A 14,160-nucleotide genomic window follows, 5' to 3' on the forward strand; every position below is an offset into this window, starting at 1 on the left:
CGCGCTGGCCTAAATCGAAGAGTGATCACGGTCGCAGCGGCTGCATCGCGCTCGCAGTTTTGGCCGCGCGCACCAACTGAAGGAACTCGGAGCGATAGCCGTAAGGATCGTCGCCGCGCGCGGCCGAGGCGATACGGAGCACGTCGTCATAGCCGAACCGGCCGGTGTGCTTTCCGCCACGTAGAATCTCGCCGAACGCGGCAACACTGGTTGCAAAGCGGGCATCGAGTGGCGCGTCCTCGAAGCGGCCATGTTCCGATGCGCGATCGACGGGGGTGCTGACCAGCACGCTTTGATCGGATCGCGGCAGCTTGTAGCGGATCTTGACGAAGGCATATTCGGCCGGCGACGGTGAGTCGCTCGCCGGGGCTTGCGCACCGTATCGAAGATCGTCGACCACGCGAGGCCCGCCGACAGGCACGATGTCGTAGAGCGCCGTCACGGTTTGCCCCGAGCCGACGTCGCCGGCATCGACTTTGTCATTTGAGAAATCGTCGCGATTGAGAAGTCGCGTCTCGTAGCCGATGAGCCGATATTCGGCGACGGTTTCCGGATTGAACTCGACCTGGATCTTCACATCCTTGCCGATCGGAAACAGCGTCGAACTTGCCTCTTCGACCAGCACCTTGCGTGCCTCGTTGATCGTATCAATGTAGGCGGCGACGCCGTTGCCGTTCTGCGCCAGCGTCTGCGCCAGCGCGTCGTTGTAATTGCCGACACCAACGCCGAGCACGGACAGGAAAATGCCCTTTTCGCGTTGACGCTCGACGAAACCTTTCAATTCATCCTTGTTCGTAATTCCGACATTGAAGTCGCCGTCGGTGGCGAGGATGACACGATTGACGCCGCTGGCGTCGAAGTTCTGCTCTGCAAGCGCATAGGCTTGCCTGATGCCTTCGGCACCCGCCGTGCTGCCACCCGCCTCGAGCCGATCGATCGTCGCCAGGATTTTCGCTTTCTCGGACACGGAAGTGGGCTCGAGCGCCGTGCCGGCATTTCCGGCATAGGTCACGATCGCGATGCGGTCCTCGGGCTTCAGCTGGGTAACGAGCATGGCGAGCGACTGCTTCACGAGCGGCAACCGGTTCTGCGGCTCCATCGAGCCCGATGTGTCGATCAGGAAAACGAGATTCGCGCGCGGTCGGCTCGTCTGTTGCAGCGCATAACCTTTGACGCCAATGCGAATGAGCTTGCGGCCTTCCGCCCAGGGGTTCGGAAACACGGCAACGTTGGCTCGGAACGGTTCACTCGCCGATGCGGGGGCTTCATAGGCATAGGGAAAGTAATTGATCAGCTCCTCGGTCCGAACGGACGCGGCCGGCGGCAGGACATTGCGGTTGAGCTGTGCGCGGACGAACGCGTACGACGCCGTGTCGACATCAATGGATAATGTCGAGACGGGTGCATCGCGCGCGACCTTGAAGGCGTTTTCCGGCGCATTCGCAAACTTGTCGCGGCCGACAGACTCGGACGCAGCAGGAGCGTGCTCGCGCTGGTGGGCGTTTCGCGGGACTTCAGCCTGCGCCATCTGCGACGCAGGTGCCGGTGGCGAAGCGCGCGTCAAGCCGGAATCGGTCCGGCCTCTAAAAGCGTACATTTCTGACGGTGCCCCCTGCATGGGAGCCCTCAACCGACCGGCGATCTGATTTTCCACGCGCGGCCTGGCGGGAGGCGGCGCCGCGGCAGCTGAAGGCGCGGCAGCTTCCTGGCTGGGCTTTCCGGCCTGAGTGGCGGTTTGGGTTTGCGTTTGCGGTTGAGCCTGGCTTTCGCTTTCCTGCTTTGCTTGCACTGTCGAAGGAGCTTGAGCGACGTCGCTGCTAGCCAGCCGTTCGACGCGCACAGCGACGTCCTGCGGCTGCGGCGACCGCATGAGATGGAGATAGGCGCCCGATCCGGCAATAATGCAGGCCAGGCTGGCGGCCAGGAGATAACGCGTACGCTTCATGACAGTCCTCTCGCGCGACGGCCGCAAGGACGCGGCGGTTCGCTCGATGAGACGGATGTCGGTCGGCATTCCTTGGCTGTCGTTGGCGTTTTTTTCCTCGGCGCTTTTTTGATCGAAGCGCAGCAGCGCCTCTTGCACAGCCGAGGCACGCGCGTCCGGCGCAGGCGGCGGAGGGTCGGGCAAACGCATGATGTCGTGATCAGTACTCATCGCCAATGTCCTTCGCGAGACCCGCCTGTCGCCTCACCTCGTGCATGCGGCCGGAGATGGTCGACTCGGAGACGCCCAGGGCTGAGGCCGCCTCCGCGTGCGTCATGCCTTCGCCGACCACAAGCACGACCGTCTCCCGCAGCAGCGGCGAAAGCCGCGCCAGCTCGCTCGCGAGCCAGCTGCGACGAAAGAGATCCCGACCATCCGGCGGCGACGCCATTTCGGCAAGAACGGCGAGATGGCCTTTCAGGCGCGTCAACGTCGAATGACGCCGATGGTGGTCATGGCAGGCGTTGCGCACGATACCGACCAGCCAGGTTGTGAACTTCGCCTCCCCCCTGAAAGAAGCGATCCGTTCCACCAGCGCGCAGCAGACATCCTGACAAATGTCCTGCGCGTCAGTCTGGGAGCCGGTCATGCGCCACGCAACCCGGTGCATCAGGTCGTAGTGACGCCGCAACAAGGCTTCGAATGCAGCACGGTTGCCCTGCGTGGCCAGACTGACGAGGTCGTCATCCGTGGCGCCGCCATCCGGCGGCTCAGTCACCTCTGCGGTCATAAGCTGAATGGCGCCCCCCATGCCCGTTCCTCAAAGCCGACAGGATTGAGCAAAACAATTGGGACCGTTACCCGGTCCCCCGGCCAGTCCCGTCCTGGACCGCAACCGCATGCGCTTTACCATAGTAGTTCCACCCATAAGCCGGGGCGCCGAGAGGAGATTTTCCGGGCATTCACGAATTGAGACGAACGAGACGCAGGAATCCTTGGGCCAGGTTTGAAAAAATTTCCGGACGGCGCAACACCAGGGCCTTACAGCGCTCTGTGGCGGCAGCAACGCAAGCATCGTGGCGGCGAACACGATCCGGGCGACCATGCCCAGGATTTTCAGGCGGGTCGGCGTGGCCCGGTCCAATTAGCCTCGCTTCAGCCGGTCGCACACCGGCGAAGGCCAAGAGGGGGGTCGCCAACCGGGATTCTGACTGGTTGCCTTTCGCGGTTCCTATCCAGTGCGGGGAATACGAAAGCTATCAAGAGAGGCGCGAAACAGCCGATAGGAAAGCGAGCATCAGAACGTGTAAAGCAGCCGATTTGTCAGAATGAAATCTGACCCCTCTCGCAAAATCTTCGAAAAATTTGGAGCGGGTGAAGGGAATCGAACCCTCGTATTCAGCTTGGAAGGCTCGAAATACTGTAGCGTTTTCAAAAACCCTTTTGACATTTTCGGCTTTTTTAGCCCATTGAGATCGTTAGAGAATTTCTCGTTGTCAGAACAGCGACGAAGCGCCAGCCAATGCGAACGGATGACGGCCTCAGTACATTCTGTCGTTGTTCGCAGACTTCTTCGGACGAATCGACGGAGGTCGGCTCACGCTAACGGAATCCTCCTCGGCTCCCATTCACGGGCGCCAGCCCATCGCGGATGCATCGACCAACTATCCGAAATGCTCGATCAGCAGTTCAGTGAGGACTCGGACTTTTCGAGCTGGGTGCTGCCCCGGCGGCCGGACAACAAACACTCCGGCTGTGGGGGGAGGATAGCGTGTCATCACCGGATTAAGGGCGCCGGAAGCCAAATGATCCTCGACGAGGCAATGAGGAAGCCAGGCGATGCCGAGCCCTGCTACAGCGGCAACGACGAGAGCAGTGCCGTTGTCCGCCTTGAACCGCCCCTGCGGATGAATGGAGATTGTTTTGTCCCCGTCGATGAATTGCCAGGCTTCCGTACCCTGCATGAGCGCCTGATGCGTGAGTAGCTCGTCCGGCGTCTCGGGAGCTCCATGCTCCCTGATATAATCCGGGCTTGCGACGAGGGCACCATGGATTGGTCCGACGCGCCGCGCCATCAGGATTGAATCGCTGAGATAGCCAACGCGTACGGCACAGTCGAAGCCCTCGCCGACAAGGTCCACGAAGCGATCGCTGTAGCTCGCATGCACGTGGAGCAGCGGGTGGCGCCGCGCCAGCTCCGCAAAGACCGGCGCCAAAACCGTCGGGCCGAAGGTCAGCGGCGCTGCAACGCGCAGCCGGCCGCGCAGATCCCCGGCGGGCAGGATCGTCTCCCGCGCGACGTCGATTTCGGCGCAGACCCGAGCGGCGTGGTCACGGAACGTGACGCCGGCCTCCGTCAGCGCGGCGCCGCGAGTTGTCCGTGCAACAAGCTGGATGCCCAGTTCAGCCTCTAGCCGGAACAGCCGCCGGCTGACGATCGATTTCGAGACGCCGAGGCGGCGCGCGGCCGACGACACACCGCCGGCATCGGCCACTTCGACAAAAGTCCGCAGGTCTTCGATATCCATTCTCGGCGTTCCGCTTTCGGCGACACGGTTAGGCAGATCGCGAGGCTACCGCATCACATTCAGGAACGACATCATAAAACCCTGTCAGAGCGGACCCCGGTCAGAGCGGACAACGCCGCGCGCATCCAAAGCACTCACCGCCTACTGAAACGGAGATCTCAAATGCCGAGCCCCTCTGAACACTCGCGTCGCTCCGCCGCAGTCACCGGCGCCGGCAGCGGCCTCGGCCGCGATATCGCGCTCGGACTGGCCGCCAAAGGCTACGTCGTTTTCGGCACGGCCATGTCCGCCGCGGAGGTCCAGGATATGAAGGACGCCTCCGGCGGGCGCGTCAGCCTGACCGTCTGCGACATGACCAGGGAGCAGGCTGTGAAAGCCTGGGCGGACGGCGTGTCCGACGCGCTCGGCGCTTCCGGCCTTGATCTCCTGATCAACAATGCGGGCATCCTGACCCCGGGCCCGATCGAGGTTCTGCCGCTCGACGCCATCCGGCGCGAGTTCGACGTCAACGTGTTCGGGGCTCTGTCGGTCATGAACGCTTTCCTGCCGGCGCTGAGGAAGGCGCGCGGCCGCTCGTCCAGGTCAGTACCTGGACGGCGAGCGTTCCGCTCCCCTTCAACGGACCATCAGGCGCGTCGAAGGCGGCCATGGAGGCATTTGCAGCCGTTTACCGCGCCGAGCTGAAGTCCTTTGGGGTCGACGTCGTCGTGGCGGCGGCGGGCAATATGAAAACCGGCGGTCCGGCGAAGACTGCGGCCGCCCTCAAGCGCGTTGCCGACGGGATGACGTCGGACCAACGCGCGTTATACGGACAGACCTTCGATTCATTCGCAGCCGCCCTCAACGGCATGCAGGACAGAGGGCTCGATTCCGTCCTGGCCGCGAAGCGGGTGATCGAGCTGGCAGAGCAAGTACCCGCCCCCAGCCGCGCGCCGGTCGGCGAAGACGCCGACGAGATGCTTCGGTTTGCTCGCGAGAAATCCGACGCCGAACTGGATGCACTCCGTCTCCAGATCGTCGGTCTGACCTGAATTCATCCAACAGCCACAAGCTTCACACCAAAGGAGTGAGCATGATCGTGCTCGTAGATCCCAACGACAGCCGCGCCGTTCGCAACAAGGACAACGTCCTCAGCTTCTATGATCTGGTGATTAACAAGAAGAAGTCGGAAGAGTTCGTGGAACGGTTCATGGCCCCCGGCTACGTCCAGCACAATCCGCTCATTGCCGATGGCGCGAAGGCGCTGGGGCAGTTCTTCGGCCAGATCACCAGGGAGCGCGCCAACGCGCGCGTCGTCGTCGACAAGATCATCGCCGTCGGCGACTATGTGTTTGCGCACGTGAATTTTCTGAATCTGTTCAACGACGATCCGAACGATACGGGGATCGCCGGCGTCGACATCTACAAGATGGATGCCGACGGAAAAGCCGTCGAGCATTGGGATACCTTGCAGCTCGTCGGCAATCCGAAAAACTCGGCTCCTTGGCTTGCGCCGGATGTCCCGCGTGCCAATCCACACGGCATGTTCTAAACAGGAGGGTCAGCCATGAGCGACACCCTTGGTCCTCTGATGGAAAGAAACCTGCTCGAAGTATTCGGGCAGCCAGACTCCGCGCGCCGAGCGGTCGCGATCGCCGAAATCTACACTGCGAACTGCACGTTCTTTGAAGCGGGGGAACGGATCGTTGGCCACCAAGCTCTAAACGCGAGGATCGAGCGCATTCTCCTAGAAGCTCCCGGATTTGTGTTTCGCGCGACAGGACCTGCCGAGGTGAACCACGATCTCGGCCGCTTGCAGTGGCACCTGGGACCGGCTGGAGCTCCTCCTGTAGTCACAGGCATGGACGTCGCGATCTTCGAGCACGGGAGAATTCGGGCGCTGTACACCTTTCTCGACAAGCCTGCGCGCGATTGAGCCGGGTTGCCGAAAGGACTTCAACAGTTGTCGGAATGAGATCGAGCATTCGCCTCAAGCCACTGAAAAGGCTGGAGCGGGTGAAGGGAATCGAACCCTCGTATTCAGCTTGGAAGTCTCGAAATACTGGCGTGTTCTCAAGGGCCGTTCTGACATTTTCGCTGTTTTTGGCCCGTTGAGATCATTACAGAATTTTGCGTTGTCAGAATGGCGGCCGCGCTACTCCGCCGCTATCGCGCCGGACGTCTCGAGTGTGGCGATGTGATCCGGCAGCACGCCCCAATCCGCGAGTGCCTGGCGGCTGTCCCGCCCCGGCGACGGCGGCGGTGTGTGAAGCTCGGAGGGCGTGCTGGAAAAACGCGGTGCCGGACTCGGATGCCGTACCCCGTCGAACATCGTGTAGACGTTTCGTGCCTTCATCTGCGGATGCGACGGGGCTTCGTTGATCGTCAAAACCGGCGCGAGACAGGCGTCGTGCCCCATGGCGGCCGCTACCCATTCATCCCGCGTACGCCCAGCGAATATATTCGCGAAGCATTGGCGCATCTCCGGCCACGCCGCGCGGTCGTTCTGATCGGGAAGTCCCTCGGCGCTTAAGCCCATTACCTTCAGCAGATTGGCGTAGAAATGCGGCTCGATCGCCCCGATAGCGATAAACTTGCCGTCCTTCGTCGCATAGCTGCGATAGAACGGCGCTCCGCCATCAACGATGTTGTCCGCACGTCGCTCCGTCCAGCTTCCTTGCTGCCGGAACGCCTGAAAGGCCGACATCAGGTGCGTCACGCCGTCGATCATGGCCACGTCGACCGTCTGTCCCTTCCCCGATCGCTGCGCCTCCATCGCCGCCGAAAGCACGCCGACGGTCAGGTAGAGTGCTCCGCCGCCCAGATCGGCGACAAGATTGAGCGGTGGCGGCGGTGGGCGATCGGTATCGCCCAAACAATGGAGCGCACCGGTCAGCGCCAGATAGTTGATGTCGTGTCCCGCTTCCTGCGACATCGGTCCCTCCTGCCCCCATCCCGTCATGCGCGCATAGATCAGACGCGGATTGACGGCATGGCAGGCATCGGGACCAAGTCCGAGCCGCTCCATCACCGAAGGACGGAACCCTTCGATCAGCGCATCCGCCTGTCCCACCAGCTTCAGGACCGTCGCAATGGCCTGCGGCTGCTTGAGATCGAGCGCAACCGAGCGCTTGTTGCGATTGTAGAAGTCGAACTGCGCGGGCAGGTCCGGCTCGACACCGGGCTTCGGGATGCGATCGACGCGCAGCACGTCGGCGCCGAGATCGCCGAGCAACGCGCCCGCAAATGGCGCCGGGCCGATTCCGCCCATTTCCACGACGCGAAAGCCTTGCAGGGGGCCGGTCACGATGAACTCTCCTCTTCCTGGACATCGGTGGGATCGCGACGTGGGACGATGAAGTTCGCTGCCCGATCACCCTCAGCGATGAAAGCGCACGACGTCATCGATCCTGGCCCGGTCGACACGCGCCGCATTGGCCTTGACGTCGTGGTCCTCATAGCCAAACGAGATGCCGAACAGCAGCTTGTAGTTGCTGGAGACGTCGAGCTGCTCCCGAACGATGTCTGGAAACAACCCGAGCGCGCCCTGCGCGCAGGAGGCGATCCCACGCGAGGTCAGCACCAGCATGAGCGTTTGCGCATACATACCGATGTCGGCCGCTTCGCGCGTATCGAAAGGCTCCGGCATGAAGATCAATACGGCATGCGGCGCATCGAAGAAGGCGTGGTTGCGGATATAGGCGAGCTTGCGTCCGACCGCGTCGCTGCGCGCAACCCCCATGGCCCCATAGAGGGCCTGCGCTGCACCGACCTGGCGTTCCCGATAGATTCCGGTGAACTTGCCGTCGGCCGGCCAATCCGGCTTGATCGGATCGTCGCGCATCCCCGCCGCAACCAGCGCCTCACGCAGGCGCCTGAGCCTGTCCCCTGACACGACGTGCGGGGTCCATGGCTGAACGTTGCAGTTGGAAGGCGCGCACTGCGCGAGCGCGAATATCTCGTACAGCGTTGCCTCGGGTACCTCGCGCGGAAGGAATCCGCGCACGGACCGCCGGAGGCGGATCGCGTCGTCGACATTCATCATAGGTCGCTCCACGGGGCTCATGGCTCGCTCTCGATCAATGCCATGCCGCGCGTTGCATAGGCACGCGCGAGCCGTCGGCCAACATTCGCCGCGTCCGGCAACACATTGTTGCCGAGATCGCCACGCGCTGCCACGCCGGCGCTTCCGACGGCGCCCCGGAACATCGCAAAGACCTGATGGAAGACTGTCAGGCGCTCGGTCGCCCCCGCGCATTCATAGTAACGATCGAGATAATCCCGCGCACTCGGAATTCCCATATCGTCGAGCGGCAGGCCGAGTAGTCCTCCGTTCTCGTCCGGCGCCATGCGCCAGGCCTGGCTGTTGAACGCGAGGTCGACGAGCGGATGGCCCAGTGTCGACAATTCCCAGTCGAGCACACCGATCACACGCGGCTCGGTCGGATGAAATACCACATTCGCCATGCGGAAATCGCCATGGCAAAGGACAAGCGTCTCGCTCGCGGGCACGCGTTCCGCCAGCCAGCGCACCATTCTGTCGAGAGCGGGGTTATCGTCATCACCCCGGCGATACTCGCCCCACAACCTGGACCAGCGATTGAGCTGGCGCGCAAAATAGTTGCCCGGCTTGCCGTAATCGCCGAGCCCGATTTTCCCGTAATCGAGCTTGTGGATTGCGGCGAGCGTCGCGCACATTGAGCGATAGCAAGCAGCGCGCTCCTCGCGCGCAAAGCCCGGCAGGGCGTAGTCATAGACGACGCGCCCCTCCAGCCATTCCATGAGATAGAACGGCGTGCCCAGAACCTCCCGATCCTCACAATAGCGGTAGGGCTTCGGCGTCGGGACGTCGCTCGTCTCAAGGGCCGTGAGCACCCGATATTCGCGGTCGATCGCGTGAGCAGACGGCATCAGCACACTGTTCGGCTGCTTGCGCAGCACGCCGCGCCAACCACCCCGCGTCACGAAGTAAGTGGGATTGGACATGCCGCCGCTGGTGCGCGTGACCTTCGCCCCCGCAGTCCCGCCCAGCCAATCCTTCAGATAAGCGTCGAGCCGACGAAGGTCGAAATCCAGATCGCCGTCGCTCGCCTGCACGTTCATCGCGCTCAGCTCGCGCTCTTGCCGCTAAAGCCGAACAGATATTGTGCGACACGCCGCATCTGCACCTCTTCGGTCCCTTCGGTGATACGGTAGCGACGGTGATGGCGGTAGATGTGCTCGAACGGCAATGCACGGCTGTAACCCATGCCGCCATGCACCTGCATCGCGCGATCGGCGGCCTCGCAGCACAGCCGGTTAGCGCGGAAATTGCAGATCGACACCATGTCGCTGATCTCGAGCGGATTCTGGCGATCCATCTGCCAGGCGGTCCGGAAGATGAAATTGCGCAGCATCTGGTATTCCGCCCAAAGCTCGACCAGGGGAAACTGAACGGCCTGCTTCTTGGCGAGCGGCTCGCCAAAGGCGACGCGCGATTTCGCGTATTTCACGGCTTCCTGGATGCAATAGCGCGCGGCCCCGGCGCTGGCCGCCGCCTGCCGGACGCGGTTCTCGTGCACGAAGCGCTGCGCAACGACGAGGCCCTCGCCTTCCCTGTGCAGAATGGCGCTGTCCGGCACCCGCACGTTCGACAGCTCCGTCTCCGCGTGATCGCTGGGCATGTTGAAGGTCCAGTGATTGTAGAGCACGTTATGGCCGGGCGTGTCGGTCGGCACGATGAAGGCCGTGATGCCCTTGGCCTCGCCCGGCTTGCCCGAGGTGCGGGCGAACACCAGATTAGCGTGGGCGCGGGCGACCTGGCTGTTCCAGCGCTTGCGGCCGTTGATGACCCAATGATTGCCGTCGCGCACGCCGGTGGTCTCGAGCCAGGTCGCATCGCTGCCATGCCCCGGCTCGGTCAGGCCGAAGGAGAGGTGCTTCCTGCCGGTGATGATGCCCTCGATGTAGGTCTTCTGCTCATCCGTTCCGTAGTCGGCGAGCGCCGGGACGATCGGAAAATTGCCGACGATGGAGGATTCATCTTGCAGATCGTTGTGCAGCCCCAGTCCGCGGCCAGCCAAATGCTCGCGGATCGCGGCGATCGCGAGGTTCGAGGCGCCCTGGCCGCCGCAGGATTTCGGTAGGCCGTAGCGAAGATGCCCGGCCTTGTCGGCAAGGCGCTCCATTTCGCTGATCAGCGCCCGCCACTCATCACGCGGACGGCCGTCATTGTCCCAATCGGTGCGGGCGTTCTCTCGACGATGGTCGAAGAACTGCTTGTGATCGCGCTCGAGCGGTTTGATCTCAGCTTCGATGAAGGCGTCGAGTTCTGCGAGCTTGTCGGTGATGTCCTTCGGCAGTTCGAAATCCACGGTGCCTCTCCTGTTCTGTTCTTATAGGGCAGCGAGTGTTGCTAGAGCGCGATCCGGCCATAGGGATGGGTGCTGCTGACGCCGCCATCGACCGACAGCAATTGACCGTCCACGTAAGATGAATCGTCGCTGGCCAGGAATGCCGCTGCGGCAGCGATCTCCTCAGAGCGTCCCGGCCGTTTCAGCGGCGTGACGTGTCCGAGCTTGGATTCGACTCCCCGGGCGCGGGCGTCCTCGAACACCTTGCGGGTCAATTGCGTCTCGACGAGCCCCGGCAGCACTGCGTTGACGCGCACGCCGGTCCCGGCGAAGGCGTTGGCCGCCGTCTGTGCCAGATTGTTCACGGCCGCCTTGCTTGCGCTGTAGGAGATCGCACCGGCGTTGGCGCGCAGTGATGCGGCCGATGAGGTCAGGATGATGGAGCCATAGCGTTGCGCCGTCATGTGACGGCCGGCATATTTGACGGCAAGGAAGCAACTGATCGTGTTGATGCGGTAGACTTCGGACCACTCCTCCACCGTCTGCTCCAGCAGCGGCGTGTTGGTCCCGGTGACACCGATATTGGCGAAGAAGATCTCCATCCCCCCGAATTCCGAGACGCAGCGCGACACGATCGCCGCCACGTTCTCCTCGATCGAGGCGTCCGTGATCATGGCGGATGCCACGCCACCCTCGCCCCGGATCTCCGCGGCGGTCTCCTCGGCATTACCGGCCCGGCCGACGACCAGGACAGCCGCGCCCTCGCGCGCGAAACGAATCGCGCTGGCGCGACCGATGCCGCTCCCGCCGCCGGTGACGACCGCACGCTTGCCCTCGAGCCGCTTCATGCGTCTTCTCCTATCTGGCAGGAACCGTCCAGCCGCCATCAGCCGTGATGACCGCGCCCTGGATGTAGCTCGCGTCATCGCTTGCAAGGAACGCCGCAAGCGCGGCGATCTCTTCCGGAGCGCCGAAGCGTCCGGCCGGCATCTCGGCCTGCCGCACCGCAATGGTCGCCTCGTCGAACTGCGCGATCGAGGCAGGCGTTCCGATCATGCCCGGCGCGATCACATTGACGCGGATCTTCTTGGCGCTCAGCTCGATGGCAGACGCGCGCGAGAGGCCGACGACGCCAGCCTTCAGCGCGGAATAGGCAATCGAGTCCTTGGCGGGGTGAAACGCCGATACCGAGCTCAGATTGACGATCGAGCCGCCGCCGCGCCGCTCCATCTGCGGAGCCACGGCCTGCGTCGCCCAGATCAAGCCGTGCACGCCGACCGCGAACATCCGCTCGACCGTGTCGACCTCGATCTGCTGCAACGGTTCGAAGCGCGCCCACACGGCATTGTTGACGAGTACGGCCACGGGTGCATTGAATTCGCGTTCAACGCGTTCAAAGAGTGCGCGCACATCGTCCCGCTTGCCGATATCGACCTCGTATCCCCTCGCCTCGAACCCCATGTCCTTCAACTGGCTGACCGCGGGCTCCAGTCGTCGCGCGCTGACATCGACACAGGCAAGACGTCCGCCCTCCCGGCCAAAGCGCTCCGCGATCGAAAGACCGATCCCGCGCGCCGCGCCGGTGACGACACAGACTCGATCCCTGAGACGGGCGTTCATGCGCTGGCCTTGTGTGCCGGTTCGGCGAATGCCTTGGCAATCTCGCGCAATTGATACTTCTGGACCTTGCCGGCCGGGGTCTTCGGCAGGTCGGGGACGATTTCAACACGCTCCGGCCAGTATTGCTTGGCGACCTTGTGCTCGGCCAGGTGCGCCTGCACGCCCGCCAGATCGAGCTTCTCGCCGGGACGCAGCATGATGAAGGCGCAAGCCCGCTCTCCCAGCCTCGGGTCCGGATAACCAACGATCGCGACGGAAAGCACGGCTGGATGCTTGAACAGCAGATTCTCGATATCGAACACCGGGACGTTCTCACCGCCGCGGATGATGATGTCCTTAATGCGGCCGTCGATCCGGATGTAGCCCTCGTCGTCCATGTAGGCCATGTCGCCGGTGTCGAACCATCCGTCGGCGTCAAACGGCTCCATGTCCTCGCGCTTGTAATAGCCAAGGAACATCTGCGCGCCGCGGACCTTGAGCAGTCCTTTCTCTCCGACCGGGGCCGGCGATCCATCCACGCGCACCACCTTGACCGCCACGCCCTCCACCGGACGCCCGTCGGTCTTCGACGATTTCTCCAGCGCCCGCTCCGGCTCGGTCAGTGTGCTCGACAGCGATTCCGTCATGCCCCACAGCGAGCAAACCTTGAGATCCAGCTCGCGATAGGCGCGATCAATCAGCGCTGGCGGGATTGGCGCGCCCGCGCAGAGGAACTTGCGCAGTTGGGCTGGCTTGGGCACGCCGGCTGCGACGGCCTCGCACATGTCGGCAAGGAACGTCGCTGCACCGGCGGAATAGGTCACGCCTTCCCTCGCCATGATCGAGACGCCGCGCTTGGGCTCCCAGATATCCTGGAAGATCACGGTCGCGCCGATTTTCAGACCGAGCAGCATGCCGGCCGCAAAGCCGGTCATGTGGCCCAGCGGCGAGCAAACCAGCATTGTGTCGCTTGCGTCGAGGCCAAATCGTCCGGCAAGCCCGATGCAGCAGCCCATCAGCGTATTCAGGCAGTGCATAACGCCCTTGGGCGAACCCGTCGTGCCCGAAGTAAACATCAGGACGGCCATTTGATCGGCGGGAAGCGCACCGAGATCACCAACCGGTGGCGGGCCGAGACGCTCGTTACCGGACAGCAGGGCCTGATCGAAGCTTGCAGGCCCCTCGCCGTCGACGGCGATGACGTGCTTGAGCCTCGGCAGCCCCGGCTGGAGCGAGAGGGCCATCACCTCGTGATCAAATCCGCGGAACAATTTCGGAACGACCAGCAGCTTCGTCTCGGCGAAGCCCAGCATGTAGGTGAGTTCATGTTCTCGGAAAATCGGCATCAGCGGATTGACGACCGCCCCGATCCGGAAGGCCGCAAGCGCGATGACCGCAAATTCCCACCAGTTCGGCAGCTGGACCGACACGACGTCCCCTTGGCCGATGCCAAGACGGCGCAGCGCGGCGGCCGCACGCGAAATCAGATCCCCGAGTTCCGCATAGGTCAGACGCTTCGGTTCGGTCCGGTCGGCGCGATCCGCCATCAGCGCCAGCTTTTTGGGCGTTGCGGCAATCGTCTGCTGCAGGAACTCGTCGAAGCTCTTGTCGACCCAGAATCCGCTCGCGCGCATCGCGCGCGCATGCGCCACGGGATCGAACCGATTCTCGCTCATGACGTCGCCTCCATGACGATTGATCGCTGCCCTTGACGGCACTTTAGTGCGTTAGTGTATTATATTCAAAATGGACTGCAACACCTAAATAGGCAGGGTTGCCCAGGTTTCGAAGATCGGCT

14 protein-coding genes are annotated in these 14,160 nt (G+C 63.0%); 4 read left to right on the top strand and 10 right to left on the bottom strand.

Annotated elements, in window-relative coordinates:
• Positions 1 to 25: 25 nt before the first annotated feature.
• The 3 genes from ABIB95_RS16710 to ABIB95_RS16720 all read right to left on the bottom strand — a co-directional run bounded on the left by ABIB95_RS16710 (position 26) and on the right by ABIB95_RS16720 (position 4,452).
• Positions 26 to 1,945, bottom strand: coding sequence for a vWA domain-containing protein (locus ABIB95_RS16710; protein ID WP_354240718.1), 1,920 nt, complete (start codon positions 1,943 to 1,945; stop codon positions 26 to 28).
• A gap of 199 nt (positions 1,946 to 2,144) precedes the next feature.
• Entirely contained in the window at positions 2,145 to 2,735 is a 591-nt protein-coding gene (locus tag ABIB95_RS16715) for an RNA polymerase sigma factor (protein ID WP_354240627.1), read from the bottom strand.
• A gap of 853 nt (positions 2,736 to 3,588) precedes the next feature.
• Positions 3,589 to 4,452: a LysR family transcriptional regulator gene (locus ABIB95_RS16720; protein ID WP_354240629.1), complete on the bottom strand. Its 864-nt coding sequence runs from the start codon at positions 4,450 to 4,452 to the stop codon at positions 3,589 to 3,591.
• 162 nt (positions 4,453 to 4,614) lie between these two features.
• Between ABIB95_RS16720 and ABIB95_RS16725 the strand changes: the two genes are divergently transcribed.
• Genes ABIB95_RS16725 through ABIB95_RS16740 form a run of 4 tightly spaced genes read left to right on the top strand, consistent with a single transcriptional unit; the run spans position 4,615 to position 6,367 of the window.
• A complete protein-coding gene (locus ABIB95_RS16725) occupies positions 4,615 to 5,136 on the top strand; it encodes an SDR family oxidoreductase (protein WP_354240631.1) in 522 nt (173 codons plus the stop codon).
• Positions 5,100 to 5,483, top strand: coding sequence for a Rossmann-fold NAD(P)-binding domain-containing protein (locus ABIB95_RS16730; RefSeq protein ID WP_354240633.1), 384 nt, complete (start codon positions 5,100 to 5,102; stop codon positions 5,481 to 5,483). Before ABIB95_RS16725 ends, ABIB95_RS16730 begins: the two co-directional genes overlap by 37 nt.
• 41 nt (positions 5,484 to 5,524) lie before the next feature.
• Positions 5,525 to 5,983 (top strand): nuclear transport factor 2 family protein, encoded by a 459-nt coding sequence (locus ABIB95_RS16735; protein WP_354240635.1) that lies wholly within the window; start codon positions 5,525 to 5,527, stop codon positions 5,981 to 5,983.
• Between the two features lie 15 nt (positions 5,984 to 5,998).
• Entirely contained in the window at positions 5,999 to 6,367 is a 369-nt protein-coding gene (locus ABIB95_RS16740; RefSeq protein WP_354240637.1) for a nuclear transport factor 2 family protein, read from the top strand.
• 219 nt (positions 6,368 to 6,586) lie between these two features.
• On the opposite strand, the gene ABIB95_RS16745 is transcribed toward ABIB95_RS16740, so the two are convergent.
• From ABIB95_RS16745 to ABIB95_RS16775, 7 genes are all read right to left on the bottom strand, one after another.
• Entirely contained in the window at positions 6,587 to 7,738 is a 1,152-nt protein-coding gene (locus ABIB95_RS16745; RefSeq protein WP_354240639.1) for a CaiB/BaiF CoA transferase family protein, read from the bottom strand.
• A 72-nt stretch (positions 7,739 to 7,810) separates the two neighbouring features.
• Entirely contained in the window at positions 7,811 to 8,476 is a 666-nt protein-coding gene (locus tag ABIB95_RS16750; RefSeq protein ID WP_354240641.1) for a nitroreductase family protein, read from the bottom strand.
• A 17-nt stretch (positions 8,477 to 8,493) separates the two neighbouring features.
• The gene (locus tag ABIB95_RS16755; protein ID WP_354240643.1) at positions 8,494 to 9,534 is read right to left on the bottom strand and encodes a phosphotransferase family protein; all 1,041 of its coding nucleotides are present in this window, start codon (positions 9,532 to 9,534) and stop codon (positions 8,494 to 8,496) included.
• Between the two features lie 5 nt (positions 9,535 to 9,539).
• Entirely contained in the window at positions 9,540 to 10,784 is a 1,245-nt protein-coding gene (locus tag ABIB95_RS16760; RefSeq protein WP_354240645.1) for an acyl-CoA dehydrogenase family protein, read from the bottom strand.
• 41 nt (positions 10,785 to 10,825) lie between these two features.
• Positions 10,826 to 11,611 (bottom strand): SDR family NAD(P)-dependent oxidoreductase, encoded by a 786-nt coding sequence (locus tag ABIB95_RS16765; protein WP_354240647.1) that lies wholly within the window; start codon positions 11,609 to 11,611, stop codon positions 10,826 to 10,828.
• Between the two features lie 10 nt (positions 11,612 to 11,621).
• Complete coding sequence (locus tag ABIB95_RS16770; protein WP_354240649.1) at positions 11,622 to 12,383, bottom strand: SDR family NAD(P)-dependent oxidoreductase; 762 nt, start codon at positions 12,381 to 12,383, stop codon at positions 11,622 to 11,624.
• Positions 12,380 to 14,038 carry an AMP-binding protein gene (locus tag ABIB95_RS16775; protein WP_354240651.1) on the bottom strand — a complete coding sequence of 553 codons (1,659 nt, stop codon included), beginning with the start codon at positions 14,036 to 14,038 and terminating at the stop codon, positions 12,380 to 12,382. The genes ABIB95_RS16770 and ABIB95_RS16775 overlap by 4 nt, the downstream gene beginning before the upstream one ends.
• Positions 14,039 to 14,160 lie beyond the last annotated feature (122 nt).

This window comes from Bradyrhizobium sp. LA2.1, from assembly GCF_040547725.1.
GTDB classification, from domain to species: Bacteria; Pseudomonadota; Alphaproteobacteria; order Rhizobiales; family Xanthobacteraceae; genus Bradyrhizobium; species Bradyrhizobium barranii.